The 24,168-nt window shown below is 46.4% G+C and carries 24 protein-coding genes; 21 read left to right on the forward strand and 3 right to left on the reverse strand.

Translation table 11 applies throughout. From position 1 onward, the window contains the following. Nucleotides 1-183: 183 nt before the first annotated feature. The 12 genes from IDJ77_RS21850 to IDJ77_RS21905 all read left to right on the forward strand — a co-directional run bounded on the left by IDJ77_RS21850 (nucleotide 184) and on the right by IDJ77_RS21905 (nucleotide 16,047). Nucleotides 184-1,353 carry a Gfo/Idh/MocA family protein gene (locus tag IDJ77_RS21850; protein WP_224751189.1) on the forward strand — a complete coding sequence of 390 codons (1,170 nt, stop codon included), beginning with the start codon at nucleotides 184-186 and terminating at the stop codon, nucleotides 1,351-1,353. Between the two features lie 15 nt (nucleotides 1,354-1,368). Next, nucleotides 1,369-2,421 carry a sugar phosphate isomerase/epimerase family protein gene (locus IDJ77_RS21855; RefSeq protein ID WP_191191106.1) on the forward strand — a complete coding sequence of 351 codons (1,053 nt, stop codon included), beginning with the start codon at nucleotides 1,369-1,371 and terminating at the stop codon, nucleotides 2,419-2,421. Nucleotides 2,422-2,468: 47 nt separating this feature from the next. Then, entirely contained in the window at nucleotides 2,469-3,683 is a 1,215-nt protein-coding gene (locus IDJ77_RS21860) for an MFS transporter (protein ID WP_191191107.1), read from the forward strand. Nucleotides 3,684-3,749: 66 nt separating this feature from the next. Further along, entirely contained in the window at nucleotides 3,750-4,178 is a 429-nt protein-coding gene (locus IDJ77_RS21865) for a c-type cytochrome (RefSeq protein WP_191191108.1), read from the forward strand. Nucleotides 4,179-4,224: 46 nt separating this feature from the next. Continuing rightward, nucleotides 4,225-5,478: a nucleoside permease gene (locus tag IDJ77_RS21870; RefSeq protein ID WP_191191109.1), complete on the forward strand. Its 1,254-nt coding sequence runs from the start codon at nucleotides 4,225-4,227 to the stop codon at nucleotides 5,476-5,478. Nucleotides 5,479-5,482: 4 nt separating this feature from the next. Further along, nucleotides 5,483-6,370 (forward strand): hydroxypyruvate isomerase family protein, encoded by an 888-nt coding sequence (locus IDJ77_RS21875; protein WP_191191110.1) that lies wholly within the window; start codon nucleotides 5,483-5,485, stop codon nucleotides 6,368-6,370. Between the two features lie 47 nt (nucleotides 6,371-6,417). Then, a complete protein-coding gene (locus IDJ77_RS21880; RefSeq protein WP_191191111.1) occupies nucleotides 6,418-7,293 on the forward strand; it encodes a sugar phosphate isomerase/epimerase family protein in 876 nt (291 codons plus the stop codon). A gap of 29 nt (nucleotides 7,294-7,322) precedes the next feature. Continuing rightward, entirely contained in the window at nucleotides 7,323-8,090 is a 768-nt protein-coding gene (locus tag IDJ77_RS21885) for a 3-keto-disaccharide hydrolase (RefSeq protein ID WP_191191112.1), read from the forward strand. Between the two features lie 267 nt (nucleotides 8,091-8,357). Next, nucleotides 8,358-12,521: a hybrid sensor histidine kinase/response regulator gene (locus tag IDJ77_RS21890; protein WP_191191113.1), complete on the forward strand. Its 4,164-nt coding sequence runs from the start codon at nucleotides 8,358-8,360 to the stop codon at nucleotides 12,519-12,521. A 57-nt stretch (nucleotides 12,522-12,578) separates the two neighbouring features. Beyond that, nucleotides 12,579-13,367, forward strand: a complete 789-nt coding sequence (locus IDJ77_RS21895; RefSeq protein WP_191191114.1) for an NIPSNAP family protein — start codon at nucleotides 12,579-12,581, stop codon at nucleotides 13,365-13,367. A 9-nt stretch (nucleotides 13,368-13,376) separates the two neighbouring features. Further along, entirely contained in the window at nucleotides 13,377-14,825 is a 1,449-nt protein-coding gene (locus tag IDJ77_RS21900; protein WP_191191115.1) for a phytoene desaturase family protein, read from the forward strand. Between the two features lie 10 nt (nucleotides 14,826-14,835). Then, entirely contained in the window at nucleotides 14,836-16,047 is a 1,212-nt protein-coding gene (locus tag IDJ77_RS21905; RefSeq protein ID WP_191191116.1) for a glycoside hydrolase family 88 protein, read from the forward strand. Between the two features lie 69 nt (nucleotides 16,048-16,116). Here the strand turns inward: IDJ77_RS21905 and IDJ77_RS21910 are convergent, their stop codons facing one another. After that, nucleotides 16,117-16,740 (reverse strand): YhcH/YjgK/YiaL family protein, encoded by a 624-nt coding sequence (locus IDJ77_RS21910; protein ID WP_191191117.1) that lies wholly within the window; start codon nucleotides 16,738-16,740, stop codon nucleotides 16,117-16,119. An 84-nt stretch (nucleotides 16,741-16,824) separates the two neighbouring features. Here IDJ77_RS21910 and kduI point away from each other — a divergent pair, with 84 nt between their 5' ends. From kduI to IDJ77_RS21940, 6 genes are all read left to right on the forward strand, one after another. Further along, the gene (gene kduI / locus IDJ77_RS21915; protein ID WP_191191118.1) at nucleotides 16,825-17,655 is read left to right on the forward strand and encodes a 5-dehydro-4-deoxy-D-glucuronate isomerase; all 831 of its coding nucleotides are present in this window, start codon (nucleotides 16,825-16,827) and stop codon (nucleotides 17,653-17,655) included. A gap of 20 nt (nucleotides 17,656-17,675) precedes the next feature. Next, entirely contained in the window at nucleotides 17,676-18,491 is an 816-nt protein-coding gene (locus IDJ77_RS21920; protein WP_191191119.1) for an SDR family oxidoreductase, read from the forward strand. Between the two features lie 2 nt (nucleotides 18,492-18,493). Then, nucleotides 18,494-19,279 (forward strand): hypothetical protein, encoded by a 786-nt coding sequence (locus IDJ77_RS21925; protein ID WP_191191120.1) that lies wholly within the window; start codon nucleotides 18,494-18,496, stop codon nucleotides 19,277-19,279. A 1-nt stretch (nucleotide 19,280) separates the two neighbouring features. Continuing rightward, the gene (locus tag IDJ77_RS21930) at nucleotides 19,281-19,877 is read left to right on the forward strand and encodes a TMEM175 family protein (RefSeq protein ID WP_191191121.1); all 597 of its coding nucleotides are present in this window, start codon (nucleotides 19,281-19,283) and stop codon (nucleotides 19,875-19,877) included. Beyond that, entirely contained in the window at nucleotides 19,870-20,424 is a 555-nt protein-coding gene (locus IDJ77_RS21935; RefSeq protein ID WP_191191122.1) for a pyridoxamine 5'-phosphate oxidase family protein, read from the forward strand. The genes IDJ77_RS21930 and IDJ77_RS21935 overlap by 8 nt, the downstream gene beginning before the upstream one ends. 180 nt (nucleotides 20,425-20,604) lie before the next feature. Beyond that, entirely contained in the window at nucleotides 20,605-21,288 is a 684-nt protein-coding gene (locus tag IDJ77_RS21940) for a potassium channel family protein (RefSeq protein ID WP_191191123.1), read from the forward strand. Between the two features lie 9 nt (nucleotides 21,289-21,297). Here IDJ77_RS21940 and IDJ77_RS21945 read toward each other — a convergent pair whose 3' ends face one another. Beyond that, nucleotides 21,298-21,942: a YceH family protein gene (locus IDJ77_RS21945; protein WP_191191124.1), complete on the reverse strand. Its 645-nt coding sequence runs from the start codon at nucleotides 21,940-21,942 to the stop codon at nucleotides 21,298-21,300. 62 nt (nucleotides 21,943-22,004) lie between these two features. On the opposite strand from IDJ77_RS21945, the gene IDJ77_RS21950 reads away from it, so the two are divergent. The 3 genes from IDJ77_RS21950 to IDJ77_RS21960 all read left to right on the forward strand — a co-directional run bounded on the left by IDJ77_RS21950 (nucleotide 22,005) and on the right by IDJ77_RS21960 (nucleotide 23,752). Then, nucleotides 22,005-22,376, forward strand: a complete 372-nt coding sequence (locus IDJ77_RS21950) for a hypothetical protein (protein ID WP_191191125.1) — start codon at nucleotides 22,005-22,007, stop codon at nucleotides 22,374-22,376. A 137-nt stretch (nucleotides 22,377-22,513) separates the two neighbouring features. Next, entirely contained in the window at nucleotides 22,514-23,317 is an 804-nt protein-coding gene (locus IDJ77_RS21955; RefSeq protein ID WP_191191126.1) for an SDR family oxidoreductase, read from the forward strand. Between the two features lie 45 nt (nucleotides 23,318-23,362). Then, on the forward strand, nucleotides 23,363-23,752 hold the full coding sequence (locus IDJ77_RS21960) for a hypothetical protein (RefSeq protein ID WP_224751190.1): 390 nt from the start codon (nucleotides 23,363-23,365) through the stop codon (nucleotides 23,750-23,752). 23 nt (nucleotides 23,753-23,775) lie between these two features. Here the strand turns inward: IDJ77_RS21960 and IDJ77_RS21965 are convergent, their stop codons facing one another. Continuing rightward, nucleotides 23,776-24,168, reverse strand: coding sequence for a group III truncated hemoglobin (locus tag IDJ77_RS21965; RefSeq protein ID WP_191191127.1), 393 nt, complete (start codon nucleotides 24,166-24,168; stop codon nucleotides 23,776-23,778).

Raw genomic sequence — 24,168 nt, forward strand, 5'->3', positions numbered from 1 at the left:
ACAACGGAATCAGCGTGCGAGCCCATAATTTCCTGCAATCGATTGGGAAAATGAAAATTCGCGCCTGTAAAGCACAGATTTAAGTGGCGATGCTTTCGTTTTCAATCTAAATTTAATACTTTTAAGCCCACCCCTTGCATTAGCATAAGGTGGGCTTAAATTGCTTATCTACAACAAATACATATGAGTAAAAGAAAATTGCGCATGGGCATGATCGGCGGCGGTAAAGATGCCTTTATCGGCGCTATACACCGCATTGCCGCTAATATGGATGGCCAGATAGAACTGGTTGCCGGCGCGCTTAGCGTTAACCCCGAATTAGCACAGGAAAGCGGCCGGATCCTTTTCCTGGATGAGGACCGTATCTACAACACTTTTGATGAGATGTTTAAAGGCGAGGCAAACATGCCTGCCGATAAACGCATGGATTTTGTGACTATTGTTACCCCCAATTTTGCCCACTTTGCCCCGGCAATGCAAGCTTTGGAGAACGGTTACAACGTAGTGGTAGAAAAACCGGTAACCTTCACCCTCGAGGAAGCTCAACAGCTGAAAGCCAAGGTAGAAGAAACCGGCCTGATGCTATTGCTTACCCATACTTACGCCGGTTACCCGATGGTAAAAGAGGCCAAACAGATCATTAAAGATGGTTCGCTTGGTAAAGTGCGTAAAATATATGTAGAGTACATACAAGGCTGGCTTAGCCGCTTATCCGAGCGCGAAGGCAATGCACAGGCATCATGGCGTACCGACCCATCCAAATCGGGTAAAAGCGGTTGCATGGGCGATATCGGTACGCATGCCGCACACCTGGCAGAATACATCTCCGGCAAAAAAATCACCCAGTTGAATGCTTCACTTAATATTGTAGTAGATGGCCGTATGCTGGATGATGATGGCGCTGTACTTTTACGTTTTGAAGATAACGTTACCGGCACTTTAACCGCGTCGCAAATTGCAGCCGGCGAAGAGAATGCTTTAAAGATCCGTGTTTATTGCGAAAACGGTGGTTTGGAATGGGCACAGCAGGAGCCTAACACCCTTATTGTAAAATGGACCGATAAACCGGCTCAGATCTTACGCGCAGGCAGCGGATATACCGATAGATTATCAAGCTATACTACATCAAATTGCCGCACGCCCGGTGGTCACCCGGAGGGTTACCTGGAGGCATTTGGCAACCTGTACCGCAACTTTGCTTTGGCATTGAGCGCTAAAATAGAGGGTGTTGAACCGAAAGAAGAATGGCTGGATTTTCCGTCTATCGAGGATGGTATCCGTGGCATGGCATTTATCAATAACGTGGTTGCATCAAACAACAGCGACCAAAAATGGACTGATTACGTTATCTAAATCTAACACTACCACATGAACACTATAAAAGGGCCGGCAATATTTTTAGCGCAGTTTATAGGCAACGAAGCGCCTTTTAACGATCTAAGCTCCATTTGTAAATGGGCGGCTGGGCTGGGTTACAAAGGCGTACAGTTACCAACAAACGACGCGCGTTTTATCGACCTGCAAAAAGCAGCTGAAAGTAAAACCTATGCCGACGAGATTAAAGGCATTGTAAACGCAGCTGGCTTAGAAATTACCGAGCTATCTACCCACCTACAGGGCCAGCTGGTTGCCGTAAACCCGGCTTACGATTCATTGTTCGACGCTTTTGCGCCGGACGCCGTAAAAAACAATCCTGCAGAAAGGCAAAAATGGGCGGTGCAGCAGTTGAAATATGCTGCTAAGGCATCACAAAACCTGGGCCTGAACGCGCATGTTACCTTTAGCGGCGCGCTAATCTGGCAAACCGTTTACCCGTGGCCGCAGCGCCCTGCAGGGCTGGTAAATACCGCTTTTACTGAGCTTGCCAAACGCTGGGAACCTATCCTCAACGTGTTTGATGAGAATGGGATAGACCTTTGCTACGAGGTACACCCGGGCGAAGACTTGCACGACGGTATCACCTACGAAATGTTTTTGGAGAAGGTAAACAACCACAAACGCGCTTGTTTACTTTACGATCCATCGCACTTTGTGCTGCAGGCGTTAGATTACCTGGAGTACATTGATATCTACCACGAACGCATTAAAATGTTCCACGTAAAGGATGCTGAGTTTAACCCTACCGGCAGGCAGGGCGTTTACGGTGGCTATCAGGACTGGATCAACCGCGCAGGCCGTTTCCGTTCATTGGGCGACGGGCAGGTAGATTTTAAAGGCATCTTTAGCAAATTAACCCAATACGATTATACGGGATGGGCGGTACTGGAGTGGGAATGTGCATTAAAACATCCGGAAGACGGGGCGAGAGAAGGCGCACAGTTTATTAAGGATCACATCATCCGCGTTACCGACCGCACCTTTGATGATTTCGCCGCATCAGGTTCTGATGAAGCTTTTAACCGTAAGCTCATCGGGCTATAAAATTGAGAAGAATTTAAACAACCAAACCAAAAAACCTAATTATAAAAATGGCCACTACTATTAACCGTACGCAATTGTTCAGGGCGAGTTGCCTGGCGTTGCTCGTAACTTCATTATCCTTTGGTATCCGCGCGGGTATCCTTAACGATCTCGGCATTCAGTTTCAACTGGATAAGGCGCAATTAGCTACCATTACAGCAACGGCTTTCTATGGCTTCCCTATTGCCGTGGTAATAGGCGGCTTTATAGTTGATTTAATTGGCATGAAAAGGCTTCTGGTGATCGCTTTTCTTTTTCATTTGCTTGGTATCGTTCTTACCATTTTCGCCTCCGGTTACTGGACGTTGTTTATCTCCACATTCCTTATCGGTATAGCCAACGGAACGGTAGAAGCTGCTTGCAACCCACTGGTTACTGCACTTTATACCGAAGAGAAAACCACTAAATTAAGTCACTTCCATTTATGGTTCCCCGGCGGTATTGTTATAGGCACTTTATTGGTAACTCTACTCAAACAATTCGGCATCGGCTGGCAGGTACAGGTTGGGCTAATGCTGATCCCTACCGCTATATACGGATACCTATTCTCTAAATTAGATTTTCCGCCAACCGAGCGCGTTGCATCAGGCGTAAGCACTGCGGGCATGTACAAAGCATTGTTAAATCCACTGTTTATCTTCATGCTTATCTGCATGTTCGGCACAGGTATTACTGAATTATTTACAGGACAGTGGATAGATGTACTATTGAGAAATGTAAGCAGCAACGCATTATTGCTTTTAACGCTCGAAACCGGGGTTATGGTAGTAGGCAGGGCATTTGCCAAACCAATTTTAAAGCAGTTTTCGCCGCAGATGGTGCTCCTCATATCTACCATATTGGCTGCAACCGGACTTTATTTGCTCAGCACCTCAACAGGTAATGTAATATTTGTTGCAGCTATCATATTTGGTATGGGCGTTTGCTTCTTCTGGCCAATGATGCTGGGCTTTGTAAATACCAATCTGCCAAAAACAGGTGCTTTAGGTTTAAACCTGATGGGCGGAGCTGGTATGTTCGCGGTATCGTTATTTATGATCTTTATGGGCAAGTATTACGATAACATTGTTAAGGAAGCGGGTGGCAACAATACCTTGGCCGGTGTGAAAGTATTACAGGCTACACTGGTAATACCAATTGTTTTAATTGTAGCTTTTGCCGGGTTAGTGCTATATATGCGCAGCAAGAATAAAACAACGCCCATAGCCGATCCGGTTGTTTAAATAAATTATTCACCGTAAATTAAAAATTGTATTTTTCGGAATTCAAAAAATCAAACATATAACTCCATGAAAAAAGTATTTATCGTTTTAGGCATCAGTTTAGTAATTGCAGCGTGTGGCGGCCCAAAACCTGGTGAATCTGAAGGTGGTGACACTACCACAGCAACTAATTCGGCAGCAAAAGCAGCAGAACCTAACGTAGACACCGCTGTTAATAAAATAGGCACAGATGCTCCGGCAAGTGCAACAGCCAAGGGTGCAAGTTTAATTGCAGGCGCAGATTGTACCACCTGCCATAAAGATCATCAAAAAATTGTAGGTCCTGCGTTTGCAGACATCGCCAAAAAATACACTGCTGCTGACGAAGAAAAATTAGCTAAGAAAGTGATAGCAGGCGGCAGCGGTAACTGGGGCGATATTGCCATGAGCCCGCACCCGGCTATAAAGCTGGAGGATGCTAAGGAAATGGTGAAGTATATTTTATCGGTAAAATAAGCTTCTGCCAACTCCGAAAGACCAATTTTTGAAACTAAAATAAATTATGAACTTAACAACACGCGTTAAGTTATCTACTATGATGTTCCTCCAGTTTTTTATCTGGGGCGCATGGTTTGTAACTATGGGAACCTACCTGGGTAAAACACTGGGTGCGAGCGGAACGCAGAATGCTACTGCTTATTCAAGCCAGTCGTGGGGGGCCATTATAGCGCCGTTTATCATCGGTTTAATTGCCGATCGTTATTTCTCCGCCCAAAAGGTTTTAGGTGTTTTACACCTTACCGGTGCGGCGCTTTTATACTACATTACTACTATCCCCAATTTTGATGGGTTTTTACCCGTTATTTTTGCTTACATGATCGTTTATATGCCAACGCTCGCGCTGGTAAACTCGGTATCGTTTAAGCAAATGACCAACCCAAGCAAAGAGTTCCCGCCAATCCGTATCCTCGGTACTTTCGGCTGGATAGTTGCCGGTACGGTTATTGGCTGGTTAGGTTGGGAGCAAAGCAACTCGCTGGTGCTTACCTTCAAAATGGCGGCCGTAGCGTCTTTAATTTTAGGCTTGTTAAGCTTCTCGCTTCCGTCAACCCCTCCGGCAAAAAAGGGGCAGAAATCAAGCATGAGCGATATCTTGGGCCTGGATGCTATCGGGCTTTTAAAGAATTCCTCTTACCTGGTATTCTTCCTTGCCTCTATAGCCATTTGCGTGCCCCTGGCGTTTTACTATAATTTTACAAACCCTTTCCTCAACGAAGTGGGGATGCAAAAGGCCGCCTTTATCCAATCATTCGGCCAGTGGTCCGAATTGGGCTTTATGGCGCTGATGCCTTTATTTTTTGTACGCCTGGGCGTTAAAAAGATGCTGGCAATAGGTATGCTTGCGTGGGTATTGCGTTACGTATTCTTTGCCTATGGTGATGCAGGCTCCAACTATTGGATGCTGATAGCCGGTATAGTACTACACGGCGTTTGCTACGATTTCTTCTTCGTAACCGGGCAAATTTATACCGATAACCTGGCAGGCGAACGCTTTAAAAGTGCTGCGCAGGGCTTTATTACCCTGGCTACGTACGGCGTGGGTATGCTTATTGGTTCGTACATCTCCGGGCCGATAGTAGACAAATGGAAGGTATCAGAAACTACACACAATTGGCAAACCATTTGGTTGATACCAGGCGGTATAGCCGCTGTTGTGTTACTGGTGTTCCTGATCTTTTTTAAGGATAAAAACCAAATACAAACTAAACCCTCTTTAGAAATTGATGGCGAGCCTGAAGGCCGTTTAGAAGTTTAACAATATGGCAACAAATCAAAACAGAAGAACGGCCATCAAAGGCCTTATTGCCGGTGGCGCCGCAATTGGTGCATCGGGCATGTTATCATCTTTTAAAGCCGCCGAAAACGAGCCTATGGACGATAAATTAAAAGGTAATATTAACCACGCTGTGTGCCAGTGGTGCTATGGCGATATCAGCGTAGAGGATCTTTGCAAAGCTGCAAAAGAGATCGGCATAAAAGGGATCGACCTGGTTGGCCCTAAAGACTGGCCTACCCTTAAAAAATATGGGCTGTACAGCAGCATGTGCAACGGTGCCGAAATAAACCTTACGGATGGTTTTGGCGATACGCAATACCACGCCGAGCTACAGAAACGCTATACCGAGATGATCCCTAAAGTGGCAGAAGCTGGTTATAAAAACCTCATCTGCTTTAGCGGCAGCCGCCGCGGTAAAACCGACGAAGCCGGTTGGGCCAATTGCGTGGAAGGCTTAAAACCATTGCTGCCCCTTGCCGAAAAGCACGGTGTAGTATTGGTGATGGAACTGCTGAATAGCAAAATAGATCATAAAGATTATCAGTGCGATAGGGTAGAGTGGGGTGCCGAACTTTGCAAAAGATTGGGCAGCGAGAATTTTAAGCTGCTGTTTGATATCTACCATATGCAAATTGATGAGGGCGATGTGATCCGCAATATCCGCGCTTATCACCAGTACATTAACCACTACCACACAGGTGGTGTACCGGGCCGCAACGAGATAGATGATACCCAGGAACTTTACTATCCCGCCATTATGAAGGCGATTTTAGAAACCGGGCACAAAGGCTTTGTGGCGCAGGAATTTATACCGAAACAAAAAGACAAACTGGCCTCGCTTAAGAAGGCCGTACACATCTGCGACGTTTAAACCTTTAAGGGCTTACGGCGTCATAGTTTGAATTATAAACAAGATACATGACAACCAGGAGAAATTTTTTAGTACAGGCGGGTATCGCTTCTGCGGCAGCTATGCTGGCACCCACTTTATTATCAGCAAAAGGCAAAACGGGCGTTGGGCTACAGTTATACAGCTTGCGCGACGAGTTGCCTAAAGATGTAAAAGGCGTAATTGCCAATATTGCCAAAGCGGGCTACTCGGAAGTGGAAACTTTCGGCTACTCTAAGCAGGGCGGTTTTTGGGGTTTAAGCGCCAAAGAATTTAGTGCCTTGCTAAAAGCCAACGGCTTAACCACCCCAAGCGGTCACTACGGTTTGGATGAGTACTTTGGCAGCGGCAAAATGGATCAGCTGAACAGCTACATCGAAAGCGCTTTGGCAACCGGCCAAACTTACATTATCATCCCGGGCATCAACCATGAGTTTATTAAAACAGCAGCCGATTTTAAAGCGGTTGCCGAAAAAATGAACAAAATAGCGGAGATATTGAAGCCACAGGGCTTGAAGCTGGGTTACCACAACCATAACTTTGAGTGGAAAGAAACCGAAGGCACTACTTTTTACGATACCATCCTGAACGAAACCGACCCTAAATTGGTGAATATGGAGATGGACCTGTACTGGGTGGTTCGTGCCGGTTACAATCCTTTGGATATCTTCAAAAAACATCCGGGCCGTTTTACATTTGTGCACATTAAGGATATGGATAGAACCAACCATGAGCTGAACACCGAAATTGGTACAGGCACTATCGACTTTAAAACTATCCTTGGCCAGGCGAAATTAGCGGGCATCAAGCATTTTATTGTAGAGCAGGAGAACTTTACCAACATCGATCCTTATAAGAGCATTGCGCAAAGTAGCAAATACATTAAAGGCCTGCTTGCTGTTTAATATTACATCGAACCAATAATTCATAAAATATGAAACACCAACTAATATTAACTGCACTGCTTTCTGCCGGTTTTTTGGCAGCGAACGCGCAGCAGGGCGCAAAACCCGAGGATACCGAAAAATGGGAGCCGGTGCCAAAGGTGGTTACCGCAGGTAAAACAACCAGCGATGCACCATCAGACGCGATTGTATTATTCGACGGCAAAAACCTCGACGAATGGGTAGACGTTGCCAGCGGCGCGCCTGCAAAATGGGATGTTAAGGACGATGTGCTTACCGTAAACAAAGCAACAGGTAACATCGAAACTAAAAGAAAATTCGGCAGCTACCAGCTACACATTGAGTGGAAGGTGCCCGCAAACATCACCGGAACAGGCCAGGGGCGCGGCAATAGCGGCGTTTTCTTAGCTTCGATAGGCAAAGGCGACCTGGGTTACGAACTGCAGGTTTTAGATTCGTACAACAACAAAACCTACGTGAACGGCATGGCGGGTAGTATTTACAAGCAATTCATCCCGCTTGCAAACCCTACCAAGGCACCAGGCGTATGGAACGTTTACGATGTAATTTGGACGGCCCCAACCTTCGATGGCGACAAAGTAAAAACCCCTGCCCGTGTTACCGTTTTATTTAACGGCGTACTGGTAGAAAACAACATCGAGCTGCTTGGCCCAACCCAATACATTGGTGCACCGGGTTACCGCGCCGCACATGGCCCAAGCCCGATAAAGCTACAGGCACATGGTGACAAAAGCGAGCCTTTAAGTTTCAGGAATATTTGGGTGAGAGAACTATAACAGCTTACTTTTAATATTCATTTTAAGGGTTAACGCGATAGCGTTAACCCTTTTTGTTTTTTGATACGTTGGGGACTTATAGCGGGTAAATTAGCTTCCTCCTTTAACCTTTCCGCTTTACCTTTCCCTTCTTTCCTTGTGCTTTTTAAGAAAAGTATTAAGTTTTGATTTCTTTTTTGTAAATTTTGAACTTATTTGCACACTGTCCGTATAAGTGCAGGTAACCATACCATATAAACTTAATAGTAGCTAATCCCTTAATAATTAATGTATAAGTACTTTATACTTGCTCTGTGCGTACTTTTTGCCCTAAACAGCTTCGGCCAAAACCAAAGCATGAAGTTTGAGCACCTGGGTAAAAGGGAGGGCTTGTCGCAAATAAACGTGGAGTGTATTATACAGGATAGCCGCGGCTTTATTTGGGTGGGTACCAGGGATGGCCTCAGTAAGTACGATGGCTACGGTTTCAGCTATTATAAACACGATCCGCAAGACTCCGCTTCCATCAGCAGCAGCATGGTATCTGATATCCTCGAAGATAAAGAGGGGAACATCTGGATAGCAACTATCATAGGCCTCAACAAGCTTGAACGCCGCACCGGCCGTTTTGTAAAATTTCTCCATAACGATAAAGACCCCAATTCGCTGTCGGATAATATTCTGAAAAAATTGGCGGTAGATGAATTGGGTAATATTTGGGTAGGCAGCCAGGGCGGGCTGGACTACCTGGATACCAAACAAAATAAATTTACCAAACACTTCAGGCACGATCCTAAAAACGAGCGGAGCCTCAGCGACAGCAAGGTAAGCTGTGTTTACGTGGGGTCGGATAATCGCCTTTGGGTGGGCACCACCGAAGGAGGCTTGGATCTGTTTGACGCTAAAACGCAATCTTTCATTCATCATAAGTTTAGCTCTGTAAATTCTAATTCCATATCGGGCAATAGTGTAAGGTGTATATTTGAGGATAAGAAGCGCCGTTTATGGATAGGTACCTTAAATAATTCGCTAAATAAACTCGATCTGAATACGGGCGCTTTCACCCGTTACCTGTATAACGAGAAGCTGAAGAACTCCATATCAGGTAATACCATTTACAGCCTCGGTATGGACGAGAACAACAACCTCTGGATAGGCAGCGAGAACGGCGGTTTATGCATCCTCAATCCCGAAACCGGCAAGTTTTATACCTACAAGCACGATGATATTGATAAGAATAGTATCACGGGCAACACCCTTTACAGCGTTTTAAAAGATAGCCATGGCAATATGTGGCTGGGAGCGTTCAGTGGTGGCATCAACGTATTTAAACGCAGCACAGAGAGCTTTACGCACTACAGGCACAGCTCGTCGCCCAATAGCCTTTCTAACGATTTTGTGCTGGCTGTTTATGAGGATCAGGACAAGAATGTATGGGCAGGTACCGATGGCGGCGGCCTTAATAAGTTTGATTATAAAAATGGCAATGTAATACATTATGTACATCAGCCCGGCAAAAACAGCATTACCGGTAATTTTGTACTCACTGTTAACCAGGATTATGAAGGCGATTTTTGGCTGGGCACCTGGGCAGACGGGGTGAGCATTTTTAACCCTAAAAGCAATGTTTTTACTAATTTGAAAAGCCAGCCCGGTAACCCCAACAGTTTGCCCGGCAATAATATATACGCTTTAACCCACGCAAGGGATAAAACCACCTGGATAGGCACCTATAACGACGGGCTGAGCCACTACGATAAAAAAACAAAACAGTTTGTAAACTATAAGTACGACGCAAACGACCCCAACAGCATCAGTAGCGATAGGGTATACTCGCTGCTGGAAGACAGCCACGGTAATTTATGGGTGGGCACTTTCGACGGAGGGCTCAACCTGTTCAATAAAAAAACAAATTCGTTTACCCGGTTTAAACACCAGGCCGGTACCAACAGCATAAGCGATGATAACGTACCCGATATTTACGAAGGGCATAACGGCAGTATCTGGATCAGTACTTTTACCGGGCTCAACCTTTTCGACCCGGTTACCAGGCGCTTTACCGTTTTTACAAAGAAAGACGGGCTGCCAAGTGATATCATTTACGCTGCCCGCGAAGACGACGATGGCAAAATATGGGTAAGCACCAATAATGGCCTGTCGGAATTTGACCCGATAAAACGGACGTTTAAAAACTATTCGGTAGAGGATGGCTTGCAGGAAGATGAATTTAAGTCGCATTCGGCCTTTAAAGGTGCTTCGGGTAAGCTTTATTTTGGCGGGGTGAATGGTTTTAACGCTTTCTCGCCCGGGCAGATTTTAAAACCCGAAGGTTTTTCGCCACTGGTGATCACATCCTTCCAGTTGTTCAACAAAAAAGTTGTCTCCGCAAAAAATAGCAGCGACGCATCACCTCTTAAAGGAGATATATCCGATGCCCAAAGTATCACACTTAACTACAAGCAATCGGTTATTTCGCTGGAATTTGCCGCGCTCGATTTTACCTCGGTTGATAAAAAACAATACGCCTACATACTGGAAGGTTTTGATAAAGAATGGAACTTTGTAGGCCCCCGGCACAGTGCAACCTATACCAATTTGCCCGCCGGCACTTATACATTTAAAGTAAAGTATCAAAATTTGGCGGGTTTATGGTCGCCGGTTACACCGGGGCTCAAGATAGTTACCGAGCCGCCGCTTTGGCTCACCTGGTGGTTTAAAACGCTCATGGTGTTTTTGGCGGTGGGAATTGTGATCGCCATATTCCGGCTGAGGATGCGCGCTATAAACGCCCAGAAAGCCATCCTGGAAAGGCAGGTGGCAGAACGCACCGAACGCCTTGCCGAAATGAGTAAAGACGAGCGCGTACTTCGCCAGGAAGCCGAAAAGGCCCGCGAAGATGCCGAAAAAGCCAACCGCGCAAAAAGTATTTTCCTGGCTACCATGAGCCATGAGATACGCACACCTATGAATGGTGTAATGGGTATGGCCACCTTATTATCTAACACACCGTTAAATCTGGAACAGCAGGAGTACACCGAAACCATTAAAACCTGCGGCGATTCGCTGCTGAATGTGATCAACGATATCCTCGATTTCTCCAAGATAGAATCGGGCAATATGGAGCTGGACGAACACGACTTCGACCTGCGCGACTGTATCGAGGCTGTACTGGATGTTTTTGCAGAGAAAGCGGCACGCATTAATCTCGATTTGGTTTACCAGGTAGATCATAATGTGCCTGCGCAGATCATAGGCGATTCGTTACGGCTGCGGCAGATCCTGATAAACCTGGTAGGCAACGCCGTGAAATTTACAGCGAAAGGCGAGATATTTATCTGCGTAAAACTTAAAAACACAATAGAAAGCGGATTTGAATTATTATTTGAGATCCGCGATACGGGTATAGGTATCCCGCCAAACAAGCTGAACAAGCTGTTCAAGGCTTTTTCGCAGGTAGATTCGAGCACTACGCGTAAGTATGGCGGCACCGGGCTGGGGCTTGCCATAAGCGAAAAACTCGTAACGCTAATGGGCGGCAGTATTGATGTGAAAAGCGAGGTGGGTAAAGGTACCACCTTCTCGTTCACCATCAACGCAAAACCGGGCGTGAAATCGCAACGCAATTATGTGCACCTAAACCTGGCGGAGATCCAAAACAAACGCATCCTGGTGGTTGATGATAACCCAACCAACCGCGATATATTGGAAGAACAGTTAAAACAGTGGAATTTTATCCCGGTAATGGCCGAATCTGGCGCCGCTACCTTAAAGATACTTGCTGAAGAAGAACCCGTAAACCTTGTGATATCGGACATGAACATGCCCGAAATGGATGGTATTACGCTTGCCCGTAAGATCCGCGAGATTGATCCGGCCTTGCCTATCATCCTCCTTACTTCTATGGGGAATGAACAAAGCCGAAAGAATAAGAACCTGTTTAATGTTGCCTTAACCAAACCAACCAAACACCAGGTATTGTACAAGCATATCATTGAACAACTTAAGCTAAACATTGATGTGAAGAATGAAGTGCAGCCGGTACAAACGCCATTCTCGGAGGAATTTGCGAAGCTTCACCCTATCAATATCCTGATAGCCGAGGATAATGCCATTAACCAGAAACTGGCTAAGTACATCCTCAACAAAATGGGCTACAAACCGGATATTGTAGAAAACGGGCACGAATGTTTGAACGCGCTTATCAATAAAAAATATGATATGATATTGATGGATGTGCAAATGCCCGAAATGGACGGACTGGAAGCCACACGCTTTATCCGCCAGAATATGGAGCACCAACCGGTTATTGTAGCCATGACGGCCAACGCCATGGCCGAAGACCGCGACGAGTGCCTGCAAGCCGGTATGAACGATTATCTGAGCAAGCCCCTGAAGCTACAGGAAATTATGAATGCGCTGGAAAGATGGGAACCCAATAAAGCTTCAATTTAAGGTAGCGGATGTAGCTTTATTTAAATAACTTTACCCTTAAATAAATCATCATCTCTTATGTTATTTCACAAAAAGTTGCCCTTTTTTTTAGGGTTGATACTGGTTATCGTATTTATAAATCCACTAACCAAAGCCGTTGCTGCCGATAATACGGTATACCAGCTTAAAGTATATCACTATAAAACGGCGGCCCAAAAACAGGTGATAGAAGATTACCTGAAAGATATTTTTGTACCGTACCTGCATAAAGGCGGAATAAGCAAAATAGGTGTATTTAAAACGCTGGAAGCCGATACTGCCGACAGGCGCATTTATGTGCTAATCCCCTTTAAATCGCTAAAAAGTATGGATCAGTTTAGCGAATCTGTTCTGAACGAAATAGCCGCAGCAAAAAATAGCCCGTATGCAACCGCTGCCTTTGATAAGCCCCCGTATACCCGGTTGGAAAGCATTGTGATGAATGCTTTTTACAAAATGCCCAGCCCTGCTGTGCCTGCATTAACCGCCCCGAAAGAGGAGCGTATTTACGAACTCCGCAGCTACGAAAGTGCTACCGAAGCCTTGTTCATCAACAAAGTAAAAATGTTTAACACGGGCGATGAAGTAGGCCTTTTTAACCGCCTTGGCTTTAATGCCGTGTTTTACGCCAGTGTTATCGCCGGCGCTAAGATGCCTAACCTGATGTATATGACCACCTTTAACAGCAAGGCCGACAGGGATAAACATTGGGAAGCCTTTGGTGCCGATGCTTACTGGAAAGAACTTTCGGCAAAGCCGGAGTACCAGCATAATGTATCGCACGCGGATATCATCTTTTTGCAGCCGGCCAATTATTCCGATTTTTAACCACCTTTAATGAAGCTGGAAAAGCGGGATTACAACGCGATAGTGGTAGGCTCGGGCCCAAATGGCCTGGCGGCCGCTATTTTGATGCAGCAAAAAGGGCTGCAGGTATTATTGCTCGAAGCAAAGGATGAGATAGGGGGAGGGCTTCGTTCTGCGGAGCTAACCCTGCCCGGCTTTAAGCACGATATCTGCTCGGCTATCCATCCGCTGGCAGCCGCATCCCCATTTTTTAAGACACTGCCGCTGGCCCAATTTGGGCTAAATTATATTTACCCCGAAGTAGATGCCGCGCATCCGCTGGATAACGGCACAGCCGCCGTGTTAAAAGGCAGCGTTACCGATACTGCCCAATTACTGGGCACTGATGAGCGCGCTTACAGCGAATTAATGACATGGGTAACCCAGGCATGGCCGCAGATTGATAGCGATGTATTAGGCCCCCTTCATTTCCCCAAACATCCGTTTACCATGGCCGGCTTCGGGCTGAAGGCCTTGCCGCCCGCTACATTTTTAATTAAAGGCTTTAAAACTACCGAAGCCAGGGCTTTGCTGGCAGGTATGGCGGCGCATTCTATGCAGCCGCTAACCCATACTGCTACTTCGGCAATAGCCCTGGTGCTGATGGCCGCGGGGCATTTAAAGGGCTGGCCCATACCCAAGGGCGGCTCGCATAGTATAGCAAAAGCGCTGGCGGCTTATTTTATATCGATAGGAGGAAAGGTAGAAACCGGCGTATATGTAAAATCGTTAGCGCAGTTGCCATCGGCACATGCGGTGCTGTTTGATATTTCGCCAAGGCAGTTATTGCAGATAGCCGGGCACAAGTTCTCATCCATTTATAAATGGCAGCTGGAACGCTACCGCTATGGCATGGGCGTTTACAAAGTAGATTGGGCGCTGGATGCTGCCATACCATTTACCGCAGAGGGATGCAGGCAAGCCGGCACGGTACACATCGGCAATACATTTGAAGAGATCAGGGTGGCCGAACAGCAAACCTGGGATGGCATCCACCCCGAAAAACCATTTGTGCTTTTGGCACAGCAGAGTTTATATGACGATAGCCGCGCACCCGCGGGCAAACATACCGCCTGGGCCTACTGCCACGTGCCCAACGGTTCCACCAAAAACATGACAGTTGCTATCGAGGATCAAATTGAGCGGTTTGCACCCGGCTTTAAACAGCGCATACTGGCTAAACATACCATGGATACCGCGCAAATGGAAGAATACAACCCCAACTACATCGGCGGCGATATTAATGGTGGGGTGATAGATATCCGGCAGTTGTTTACTCGCCCCGCTTTGCGTTACTCGCCTTACAAAACGTCTGCCGAAGGCATTTACATTTGTTCCGCTTCAACGCCGCCGGGTGGTGGGGTGCATGGCATGTGCGGGTACTGGTCGGCAAAAAAGGCGCTGAAGGATGTATTTAAAATTCCTGTTGATAGTTTATAGATTACGGCTTATGAAAATTACAAAGATCTTCCCGGTTGTTTTGACGCTGTTGTTAGTTGGCCCTACATTCGCGCAGCAAAAAAAAACTTTTAAACCGCAAAAGGCGGTGCTGGCAACCATAAACGCGAATTTGGCAGATGCCGATGCGCAATACAAATATATGGCTACGCAGCTTAAACCGGAGGAATTTCCAAAAACCTTTCACCCGGAGACCGGCAAAATGGAAACCAGCAACTCGGGCTGGTGGTGCAGCGGCTTTTACCCCGGTACCCTGTTGGAGCTATACGCGCAAAACCATGATGAGGCCTTAAAAACCGAAGCCAACCGAATTATGGGCGTTTTGGCCAAAGAGCAATACAACACCCATACGCACGACCTGGGTTTTATGATGTATTGCAGCTTTGGTACCGCCAATAAACTGGAACCCAAACCCGAATACAAACAGATCCTGCTCAATAGCGCAAAATCGCTATCTACCCGCTTTAACCCAAAGGTAGGCTGTATCAAATCGTGGGATTCTAAGCCCTCGGATTTTTTGGTGATCATTGATAATATGATGAACCTCGAACTGCTTTTTTGGGCCACCCGCGAAACCGGCGACTCCAGCTTTTATAAAATAGCCGTTACGCACGCCAACACCACCATCAAAAACCATTACCGCCCCGATTTTAGCTCGTACCACGTTATTAATTACAACTCCGAAACAGGTGCTGTGCAGGAAAAGAAAACGGCGCAGGGTTTTGCCAACGAATCGGCATGGGCAAGGGGACAGGCATGGGGCCTGTACGGTTTTACGGTGATGTATCGCGAAACAAAGGATAAAAAGTACCTTGATCAGGCTAATAACATCGCTAAATTCCTGCTGAACAATCCTAACCTCCCTGCAGATAAAATACCGTACTGGGATTTTAACGCGTCAAACATTCCAAGCGCCCTGCGCGATGCATCGGCTGCGGCTATTATGTCTTCAGCCCTGCTGGAGCTTTGCCGATATACCGACAACGCCGATGCTCAAACCTATTTTAAAACAGCCGAAGCCATCATCAAAACGCTTTCATCTGCAACCTACAAAGCAAAGCCCGAAACCAATGGAGGTTTTATTTTGCAGCACAGCGTGGGCCATTTCCCGGCTGGCACAGAGATAGATGTGCCCCTAACCTATGCCGATTACTATTTTGTGGAGGCGATGAAAAGGTATAAAGCGTTTGCAGGGAGGAAATAATATCGAATAATGAATTTCGAATATCCAACGTCGAAGTGTTTTTACTTCATCATTCGATATTCTTAATTTTTACTTCACCGCCCGGATCTTAATCACCAGCTTTTTCTCCTTTGCGGCGTTTTCCGGTCTGATGCCCGGTTCATGTAATTCCCCCGGAAAGAAAAGGAAAAAGTATTTGGGCGTAGCGGTGTACGCTTTGCCTTCGAGGGCATAGTTTTCTACATCTTTGCTTTCATCGTAAGGTTTGCTTACAATCACCGAATCCTTTTCGCCCTGGGTGTATATTTTTTCTTCGCCTTTTATCACGTAGTGCAGGTCGATGAAGTTGCGGTGGCTTTCAAAACCGGCGCTGTCGAGTTGTTTTGGGGCTGGTTCGGTAACTATCGCAAATACATCTTCTCCGCTGATGGGGTATTTACCCGGTGCCATCAGCTCCAGGTTGCGGTCGCGTAAAAAATCGATCACCTTATCCCAGTTGGCTTTGTTGGCTACGTATTGCCTGGCAAATTCCACCACATTCAAGGGCCCGTGCGGGTTAAGTTTTAAACCGTTTGCCCAAACTTTTTCCTTAAGCCATGCTTTAGCGGTTTTTTCTGTCCATGCAGTGCGTGTACCTTGTGCAGCGCAAACGTTAGCGTAGATTATAAAGGCAATTAGTATATACAGGCTTTTGTATGCTGATAAATGTTTCATAGTTTAGTTTTATAATTCAGGTCACCGCTAATAACGGTGTTTTTAATGGCTTATTCTAAAGCATAAATATAAAAATAATCTGCCTTGAGAGTATTACACAGCGTACATCCCGAAGATTTTAAAAGTTACCAAACACAACAGATCCGAGATCGCTTTTTATTGGAAGGAATTGTGCAGCCAGGCACTATAAACTGCACTTACACGCATTACGACAGGATGATTGTAGGCGTAGCCAACCCCGTTAACCAGGCACTGGAACTGGGAAATTACCCAAACCTGCGCGCTGATTATTTTTTAGAACGCCGAGAAATAGGCATCATCAACGTTGCCGGCGACGGCGAAGTTATTGCCGATGGCCAGGCCTACCCGTTGAACAAACTCGATTGCCTTTACATTGGCAAAGGTGTAAAGTCGGTTACCTTTTCCAGTAAAGATGTGGTATCGCCGGCGGTATTCTATTTACTATCAGCTCCGGCACATGCAACTTACCCGACTACTTTGGTTACCAACGAAGAGGTGGTAAAAGTAAATGCAGGCACCACGGCTATGGCTAATGTGCGTGTGATCAATAAATACATCCACGCAGAAGGGATAAAAAGCTGCCAGCTGGTAATGGGCTTAACCATACTAAGCAACGGCAGCGTTTGGAACACCATGCCCGCGCACGTGCACGACAGGCGGATGGAAGCTTACTTCTATTTCGACGTACCCGAAGGGCAGCGTGTGTTCCATTACATGGGCGAGGGGCACGAAACCCGGCACATATTGCTGGGTAATTATGACGCGGTAGTTTCGCCGCCATGGAGCATCCACTCGGGTAGCGGTACATCCAGCTACAGTTTTATTTGGGGTATGGCAGGGGAGAACCTCGACTATACCGATATGGACGCTATCGCTATAACCGACATCAGATAATCATATAAATCTTTATAAAATTGGAAAATCAGTATTCATTAGCCGGCAAAGTAATTGTTGTAACCGGCGGCACAGGTATTTTAGGTAACTCGTTTGTAAACGGCATTGTAGCAGCGGGCGGCACGGTAGGCATATTGGGGCGCAACGCGCAGGTGGCAGAAGAACGAGCAGCGGCCATTAATAAAAACGGCGGCCAGGCCATAGCCTTAATTGCCGACGCGATGGACGAAGCGGCACTGATAGCTGCTAAAGATAAATTACTGGCCAAATTTGGCCGGGTAGACGGTTTGGTGAACGGCGCCGGCGGCAATATGCCCGATGGTGTACTGCAGCCTGATGAAGACCTATTTGCCATGAAAATGGATGGCATGAAAAAAGTAGCCGACCTGAACCTTTGGGGCACGCTGATCCCTACCCAGGTTTTTGGGCGGGAGATAGCCAAAACCGGCAAGGGGAGTATCGTCAATATCTCTTCCATGAACTCAAAAAGCGCGGTTACAAAGGTGCTGGGCTATAATATGGGTAAGGCTGCGGTAGATTGCTATACGCAATGGTTTGCGGTGGAACTGGCCAACCGTTATGGCGATGCCATCCGCATGAATGCGCTTGCACCGGGCTTTTTCTTGACCGAGCAAAACCGTAATTTGCTCACCACCCCCGATGGCGGTTACACCGCAAGGGGCGAATCGGTTATCCGCAAAACACCTTTTAAACGTTTTGGCCACCCGGACGAATTGATTGGCGCGCTGGTTTGGCTGCTGAGCGATGCATCAGCATTTGTAACTGGTTCGATGATATGTGTAGATGGTGGTTTTTCTATTTTTAGCGGCGTGTAAATATGAAGAAGCGGGCCTGCCTTGTTGTTGTAACTGTTTTGTGTGCTTGCCTTACAGCCAGGGCACAGGTGTTGGTTACGCTGGATCATTATTTTAACCATGAGACCCATAAGAACGCTTCCGGCCAGCCGGAGCGTTTTCATTATTTATGGGAGGAAAAAGCGCAAACTGGTTTTTCTATTTTTGGCGACGCTTTTATCAAACAGGGGGCCGTATTAAATTCGCTGGAAGAAGCGCCAACGGTTAGCAATTTAGCAGGAAGCAAGATCTATATCATTGTAGACCCGGACTCCCGCAAGGAAAATCCGCAGCCAAATTACATCGACACGGCACATATAGATGCAATAGCCAAATGGGTAAAAGCCGGCGGCGTATTATTGCTGATGGCCAACGATAGTGCCAATGTGGAACTGCCGCATTTTAACGAGCTGGCGGCCCGTTTCGGGATGCATTTTAATAACGATATTGCAAACCATGTGATAGATGATCATCATTTTGAGGATGGCGCGATAAGTACGGAGGACAATGCTATTTTTGCTACCGCGAAAAAGATCTTCATGAAGGATGCCTGTTCCATCGGCCTGAGCGGAAAGGCAAAGGCCGCGCTGAAAAACAGTGCAGGCGCAGTAATTATTGCCAAAGCCAAATACGGCAAAGGTTTTGTGCTGGCCGTTGGCGACCCGTGGTTGTATAACGAATACGTGAACGGCAGGTTGCCTGCAGGTTTTGAGAACGATAAGGCGGCAAATGATATAGCAGCATACCTGCTGAAAAAAGTAAAAAAATAAAATGGGCAAAGGGCGTTTAGAGGCATTTAGCGATGGCGTTATCGCAATCATCATTACCATAATGGTACTGGAGTTGAAAGTGCCGCACCATGCCGACATAGAGGGGCTGAAACCGCTGTTACCGGTTTTTGTAAGCTATGCCCTCAGCTTTATTTATGTGGGCATCTACTGGAATAACCACCACCACATGCTGCACGCAACAAAATCTATCAACGGGGCTATCATGTGGGCCAACCTGCATTTGCTTTTCTGGCTATCGCTGATCCCCTTTGTTACAGGTTGGATGGGCGAGAATCACTTTGCCAAATGGCCAGTGATATGTTATGGAATTGTGTTGATCATGAACTCCATTGCTTACACCATCCTGGTGAAACTGCTCATTCGTCACCACGGCGAGCATTCCATGCTGGCGAATGCTTTTGGCAACGACATGAAAGGCAAAATATCAATGGCTATTTATGCGGTAGCTATTGCGGCTTCGTTCATTCAATCCTGGCTTGGTTTTGCCCTTTACATTGTGGTGGCCTGCATCTGGTTTATTCCCGACAGGCGCATCGAAAACAAAATAGGCAGGGAGGAGGAACCGCACATTGGCTAAATTTTTTGACGAGATCAACGATAAGCATCGTGAGTTTATAGCGGCACAACGAATATTTTTCACTGCATCGGCACCGCTTGATGCAGAAGGGCATGTAAATCTGTCGCCTAAGGGCATGGACAGCTTCCGGGTGCTATCCGCCACTAAGGTTGCCTATATGGATATCAATGGCAGCGGCAACGAAACCTCGGCGCATATGCTGGAGAACGGGCGTGTAACCATGATGTTCTGCGCGTTTGATGGCCCGCCAAATATCCTGCGCTTGTATGGTAAAGGCTATACGGTGTTACCAGGGCATGCAGAATGGAAGGAACTGTCGCCTTTATTTAACCTGCCGCTTTCAGCGCGCCAGATCATTGTGGCCGATGTGCACAAAGTACAAACCTCCTGCGGCTTCGGCATACCTTATTACGATTACAAAGGCGAGCGCGACCAGGCCATAAAATGGGCCGAAAACAAAGGCGAAGAAGGGATAGAAAAATACCAGGCCGAAAAAAACCGCATCAGTATGGATGGGCTGCAAACTGCGATGTTTGACGGGAGTTAGCTCTATTTTTCCACTAACAGGCGTTTGGGCGTTGCCTGCGGCCCAGGCTTTATGCTCATACGCGCACAAGGCGTTAACCACGGGCGGGTATCCGCGCCAATCCTTAACGCGGATAAACCACGGTAATCAATCATAAAGGGATGGAGAAAAATAGTTTATATTAGCTGAAACCTTTCACTTATGTCAACTTCTGCAACAAATAATAATCAATTAGGAGTTCTTAATCTAATTGTATTTGTACTATCAATTTATGTTTTATTAGCACTTTTGATTGATACGCTAATAAAACTCCCACAGGAAACCTCCACTTTGTTAAGTTATATTGATAATGTGATTTGTGTGTTTTTTTTCGTAGAATTTTGCATTCGGTTCTACCACGCGGAAAATAAATTAAGATTTATGCGCTGGGGCTGGATCGATTTAGTTTCAAGTATTCCGGCTGTTAGCTACCTCAGAGCGGGGCGAATTTTACGACTAATTCGATTATTGCGTCTTATTCGCGCATTCAAATCTACACAGCAGTTTTTAAGGCATGTATTTAAAAGTAAGGCTCAGGGGGCATTTACTTCTGTGGCAATATTAGCAATACTGATTATAATTTTTTCTTCAATAGCCATTCTCCAGGTAGAGAAAGACCCCAGCAGCAATATCAAATCGGCTGAGGACGCAATCTGGTGGTCGTACGTTACCATTACAACGGTTGGTTACGGGGACAAATTTCCGGTAACTACCGAGGGACGAATCATAGCTGTATTTTTAATGACTGCAGGTGTGGGCCTTTTTGGAACCTTTACGGCATTTGTTGCATCATGGTTTGTTGAAGATAAATCGCAGCATCAACAAGCCAATGTTGTCGAACAATAACGCGCTACTTTATGTCAGCTCCTTCATCAATTTATCAAAAGCTTCTTTCAGCTCCGCCAGTTCCGTTTCAACTTTGCTGAGGCGGGCCTCCAGGTCGGATGAGGAGCGGCGAACGGGTTCGTCGGCTGCATCGTCTTCGGGGATGGTACCCCCAAGCAGGTGGCGGTAGCGCACTTCTTTTTGGCCCGGGCGTTTTGGTAATTGCAGCACATAAGGCATATCGCCGTCGGCAAGTTTCTCTAATATGGTTTGCACCTCGTCCAGATCGTCGAATTCGTACATCCGGCCCGAGTTGGAGTTGATCTCGCCGGGGGTGAGTGGTCCGCGCAGTATCAGTAGGCAAATAACCGTAACTTCCGATGGTACCACCGGGAACACGATACCAAAGTTATGCTTATACTTAATAGCACGACTGGAGCCGCCGGTTGCGGTAGAGATCAATCCTTTGCGTTTTAACGTATCCAGTGCAAGCGTTACCTCGTTCTCGCTGTAATCAACCACCGGCTTGCGCGATGATTTTTGGTTGCAGGCGGCGGTAAGGCCGTTTAGCGTCATGGGGTAATAATCGGGCGTGGTTTTGCTTTTTTCCATCAGCGAGCCCAGCACGCGGAGTTCGGTATCGGTTAAAACGGGTAAAGATTGTGGAGTATCCATGTAGCAAATATAGTATTGTTTGGGATTTGTATGAGGAAACGTTAAATGATACCTTTATCAGTATGAGCGATCTTAGACAGCGGTTGTTAGATAATATTAAAATGTATGCGGAAGCATTTTTGCTCGATGCTGCAGAGTTTTACCCATTTGGTACTCTTATTAAGGCATCCGGCGAAACTGTGCCCCTTGCAGGTGATATTGAAGCTGAAAACGATATGCCGCCATCTAATGATGTGTTAAGTGTCCTGCAAAATTATTTGGAATCCAATGTTGATTACGTTATCGCTGCTATTGGGGTTGATATTTTATTGGGCCTGAATAACCAAAAATATGATGCATTACAGATAAGAGTTTTTGAGGCAGGTAAACAGATAGAGGATTTGAGATTTATTTATGTAATAAACAAAGACAACGTAAGTTTTACTGAGGTTTGATTTAATTATGCAGTAGGGCTTTTTCACGCTGTGGGTGTGTAGTTTATAGCGTTTAACTCGCGGGTCGTTGCCACGATAATACGCTGCACTGATCTCGCTATAGCGTGAATAAGACAGATTGCATATCTTCGCGAGTAATGACAGTTAGTATTTTAGGTTGCGGATGGTACGGGCTGGCGCTGGCAAAGGCATTGCTTGCCGATGGCATTACCATAAAAGGATCCACCACATCGCCCGATAAATTGGCTTTGTTGGAGGAAGCCGGGATAGTTCCTTTTCTGCTCGATCTTTCCGAAAATTTGCCATTATCTGCTGATTTGTTTGATTGCGATATACTCATCATTTCTATTCCGCCTAAAGCACGCTCCGGCGCAGGGGCTGAGTATGTGCCGAAGCTGAAACGGGTAATAGATGCCATCCAATTATCACCGATAAAGAAAGTTATCCTCATCAGTTCCACCGGCATATATGCCGACCTTAACCAGGAAGTGACAGAGCAAACGCCTCCCCAACCCAACACCCCGGCCGGGCAGGTGCTCTTTGAGGCAGAGGAATTGTTTAGGCGACAAAATATATTTAAAACCACCACCATCCGCTTTGGCGGACTTATTGGACCCGGCCGGGACCCGGGCAGGTTCTTCGCCGGGAAAAAAGGCATCCCTAACGGCCTTGCCCCGGTGAACCTGATCTATTTGGATGATTGTATTGGCATTACCCGGGCGATTATTCAGCAGGATGTTTTTGGTATTACTGTTAATGCCTGTACACCGCATCACCCGCCAAAACGGGCGTTCTACACGCAAGCAGCTGCAAAAGCCGGTTTAGCATTGCGGGAGTTTTTGCCCGAATTGGGCGAATGGAAGATAGTGAACAGCGCAGTAATTGGAGAGGCAGTTAGGTACGAGTATAAGATAGATAACTGGTCCAACTGGCTGCAATAACTCCCGTTTTTGCTATTTGGATATTTGTGTTATTTTAGCAACACCATGGACCAATATCGCATTCCCCTCAAGTACCGTAAAATGGAGAACCTCCATATCGTTTTCTGGTTATTTAAAGATATTGGCTGGTGTTTGTTTTGGAAACCATTGGGTTTGATCATGATCATCCCTACGCTGGCTATCTCAATTATAATCGTGTACCGAACGCGCGATCTGATGTCGGAATTATGCCATAACCTGGCCATCACTTTTTGGATCAGCGCCAACTCTTATTGGATGATCAGCGAGTTTATGCACATTGATGCGCTTAAGTTTTATGGCGATATTACCTACAAGCATCTGGCATTGATCCCGTTCTTGCTTGGCGTGTTTTGCCTGGCATTCTACTACGCCATCTGGCAGCCCCGTCACCCGAACGAGATAGAGACCATGTAAAGGCCTCAGCACTGTGCCTGTTATTACTGGATATTAAGCGGGTTCTTTTTAAAGTACGCTATTTTAAACTCGAACATTTCGGCCATTTTACCGGCGCGCCATTTGGCTTCGTCGGCTTTTTCTCCCCCAAATAATTCATCAACTGTTTTTGTGAACAGCGCCATCCAGGCCGCAAAGTGTTCATGACCTACCGGTAACTTGGCATGTGGCGGAAATGGGGTGCCAAAGTAAGTATGCTTATCCAGTAGCACCGTTTGCCAAAAGCGATACATTTTTTCGAGATGCGCTCCCCAGTTGTCCTTGATCACCTCGTTAAAAACGGGGCCAAGCAAGGCATCTGTCTGTATCCGTTCGTAAAAAGTGTCTACTAAAAGCTTTACGTCATCTATCGTTAATATCCGGGGCTTGTCTTCCAT

The sequence above is a fragment of the Mucilaginibacter pankratovii genome, from assembly GCF_014773265.1.
Lineage (GTDB): Bacteria > Bacteroidota > Bacteroidia > Sphingobacteriales > Sphingobacteriaceae > Mucilaginibacter > Mucilaginibacter pankratovii.